We start from the raw sequence: 2995 nt of genomic DNA, 5'->3' as shown, positions 1-2995 counted from the left end.
CAGGGATTGTGGAAAAACGAGCGAGTTCCAGCGGTTTCTGGTTCTTGGTTTTTCCTGTCTCCTTTCCACAGGTTGTGGGCAGTCGCTTTTTGGATTGGTTCGCCGTCTTGGGCGCAAAAAAGCCCGGCTTGTGGCCGGGCAAGGTCCTCTGAATGGAGTTGAGAGGGCTTAGAAGCCCATCACTTGGGCCACCTTGGCGGTGTCGGCATCGAGTCCGGTATGGAACTTGGAGTCGTTGTGCTCGATTGCGGTTGTCGGGTCCTTCAGGCCGTTGCCTGTGAGGACACAGACCACCGTGGCGCCTGCAGGGACTTCGTCGCGCCGTTTGATCAGACCGGCGACGGAGGCTGCGCTGGCGGGCTCGCAGAAGACGCCTTCGCCACTGCCGAGCAACTTGTAGGCCTCGATGATTTCGGCGTCGGTGACGGCCATGAAGTCGCCGTTGCTTTCAGCCCGGGCCTTCAGCGCGTTCTCCTTGTTGACCGGGTTTCCGATTCGGATCGCCGTGGCGATGGTGTCGGGTTGCTCGACGGTGTGGCCGAGGACCAGGGGGGCTGAACCGGCCGCCTGGAAGCCCATCATTCGGGGCAGCTTGCGGCTGTGGCCGGCTGCCTTGTACTCGTTGAAGCCCATCCAGTAGGCGCTGATGTTGCCGGCGTTGCCGACGGGGATGCAGAGCCAATCCGGGGCCTCGCCGAGGGCATCCACCACCTCGAAGGCCGCGGTTTTCTGGCCCTGCAGTCGGTAGGGATTCAGGGAGTTCACCAGCGTGACGGGGTATTGGTCCGCCACCTCACGAACGATCGCCAGGGCCCGGTCAAAGTTGCCCTTCACGGCCAGGACTTCCGCGCCGTAGAGCAGGGCTTGGGCCAGCTTGCCCTGGGCCACATAGCCATCGGGGATCAAGACGAAGGCCCGCATGCCACCGCGCTTGGCATAGGCCGCTGCCGCCGCGGAGGTGTTGCCGGTGCTGGCACAGATCACTGCCTCGGAACCCGCTTCCTTGGCTTTGGAGATGGCCATGGTCATGCCCCGGTCCTTGAAGGATCCGGTGGGGTTCAGGCCGTCGTATTTGAGGTAAACCTTCACTCCCTTGCCAATCCGCTCAGCAATGGAGGGGGCAGGGATCAGCGGGGTGGCGCCTTCCCGGAGGGTGATCACCGGGGTCTTGTCGCTGACGGGCAACCAGCGGCGGTAGCCCTCGATCAGGCCCGGCCAGTCCTGCATCGTTGCTTTCTTCGATCCCAGTCGCCGGCGGATGGAAGTCAGCAGGGGCACGGTCGGCTGGGACGCTCTGGACCCGAATCTACGGGGCAGCCTTGTTGTCGCCCCTCAGCCCATCCAGGGGCGAATCGGAAAAGAAGGAGATCAACTGGCTGATGGATTTGGCTTTTTCGAGCACGTTCATCAGCGCCGGAATGCTGACCTCCAGCTCATCGACCGGGTAGGCCTGCATGAAGCTGATCGCATTGATCTTGTCGTCGCCTGCCACCAGGGCATTGATCACACCGGCTCGCAGGGCGGGGATGCCTGCTCCAGGGGCTTTGAGTGGATAGATGATCTTGGCCACCCGGGCCAGGATCGCTTCGCCGAGACGGGTGTTCAGCAAGCGGCTGGTGAGCACCAAGGGGATCGCGAGCTCCGCCTTCAGCAGCTTGGAGACCTCCTTGGGCTCCATCTTCGTGAAGCTCAGCAGATCCGAGAGCAGACCCCTGGCCTGATCGGTCTCCGCCAAGTATTCGAAGTCCGCCACCGGGATCGAACGCCGGAAGGCCCCGGTGACGAACACCACGTTCTCCGCCGCTAGCGCTGGCGTCCCACCGAGCAAGCCCAGGCCAAGCGCTGCAGCGAGGAGGCGCTGGCGTTTGCAGGTCGGCATGGGGCCTCGAAACAGTGAGGTGACCCTAGGCCGGACTCACCAGGACGTCGCGCACGAGCCTGACCATGCTGCGTTCAGCCAGTCCTTTGGCCATCTCTGTCCCCATGCGCCGCAGTTCGGTTTCCTGCAGCAGCCTTGGGACCCGTTTCAGCAGCAATTGCGGATCGAATCCGGGCAGTTGGTTGAGGATGGCCACGAGGCGTTGGATGGGCTCCAAGGAGAGCAATTCCACGTCGCTGGCGGTGATCGCCACGCGATCCCGCAGACCAGGTGGCCTCAGGGCCCGAGGCAAGCGTTGGCTCAGACGGACCGCGGTTTGCCAGCCCAGGGCATCGAGTTGGTCGACGGCGGCTTCAACGAGTTGGTTGCGCAGCAGCCCCGCCTTGGGGGAGAAGAGGAAGTCGAGGACTTGATCGAGCAGTCCCTCGAGGTCCAACTGGCTGCCGCTGGCGGCACTGCTGATCAGGTTGTCCAGCCGCTGCCAACGGAAGATGTCGCCGTCGAACAGCATTTCCTTGAGGCTGTTGCGCAGCTGCGGGTCCGGGTCCTCCATCAGCCGGCGGGCGAAATAGGGGTAGGCCGCACCCAGGATTTTGAAATCGGGATCGACGCTTAAGGCGATGCCCTCGAGCGTCACCAGGGAGCGAATGATCAGTGCGTAGTAAGGGGGGACGCGGAAGGGGAAGCGGTACATCACACCGCTGAGGTCGTCCGTGACGGCTTTGAAGTCCATCCGGCTGACGCCCATTTCCAGGGCTTGGCCAAAGACCTGCTCAAAGGCCGGAACGATCGGCTCGAGATTCACGTCCTCCGCCAGGAAGCCCAGGCTGACGAAGTCGTTGCTCAGCTTTCCGAAATTGCGGTTCACCAGGTGGACCACCGCTTGGATCAGGCCGGTGCGGCTCTCACGGCTGACCTCGCTCATCATTCCGAAGTCGAGATAGGCCAGGCGACCATCGGCCAGGGCCAGCAGGTTCCCGGGATGGGGATCGGCGTGGAAGAAGCCGTGCTCCAGCAGTTGCTGCAGGGAGCAGTTCACCCCCACGGTGACCATGTCGTCGGGGTCGATCCCGAGTTCGCGAACGGCTTCGAGGTTGGTGAGTTTGACCCCGTCGA

The 2995-nt window shown here is 63.1% G+C and carries 3 protein-coding genes; all 3 read right to left on the bottom strand.

What is annotated here, in order from left to right; genetic code table 11:
- Nucleotides 1-168 precede the first annotated feature (168 nt).
- Nucleotides 169-1227 (bottom strand): threonine synthase, encoded by a 1059-nt coding sequence (thrC, locus tag QZ189_RS10995; RefSeq protein ID WP_247479813.1) that lies wholly within the window; start codon nt 1225-1227, stop codon nt 169-171.
- Between the two features lie 79 nt (nt 1228-1306).
- The gene (locus QZ189_RS10990) at nt 1307-1879 is read right to left on the bottom strand and encodes an alpha/beta hydrolase (RefSeq protein ID WP_296416488.1); all 573 of its coding nucleotides are present in this window, start codon (nt 1877-1879) and stop codon (nt 1307-1309) included.
- Nucleotides 1880-1904: 25 nt separating this feature from the next.
- A partial coding sequence (locus QZ189_RS10985; protein ID WP_296421773.1) for an AarF/UbiB family protein occupies nt 1905-2995 on the bottom strand: 1091 nt, incomplete at its 5' end.

This window comes from Vulcanococcus sp. CPBay_Sum15L08_68, from assembly GCF_017855895.1.
Classification (GTDB): domain Bacteria; phylum Cyanobacteriota; class Cyanobacteriia; order PCC-6307; family Cyanobiaceae; genus Vulcanococcus.
This window is presented reverse-complemented; position numbering and strand designations above follow the sequence as displayed.

Coding starts and splice junctions, on each gene's coding strand:
- thrC (WP_247479813.1), bottom strand. CDS start 1,227: ATGCAGGACTGGCCGGGCCTGATCGAGGGCTACCGCCGCTGGTTGCCC.
- QZ189_RS10990 (WP_296416488.1), bottom strand. CDS start 1,879: ATGCCGACCTGCAAACGCCAGCGCCTCCTCGCTGCAGCGCTTGGCCTG.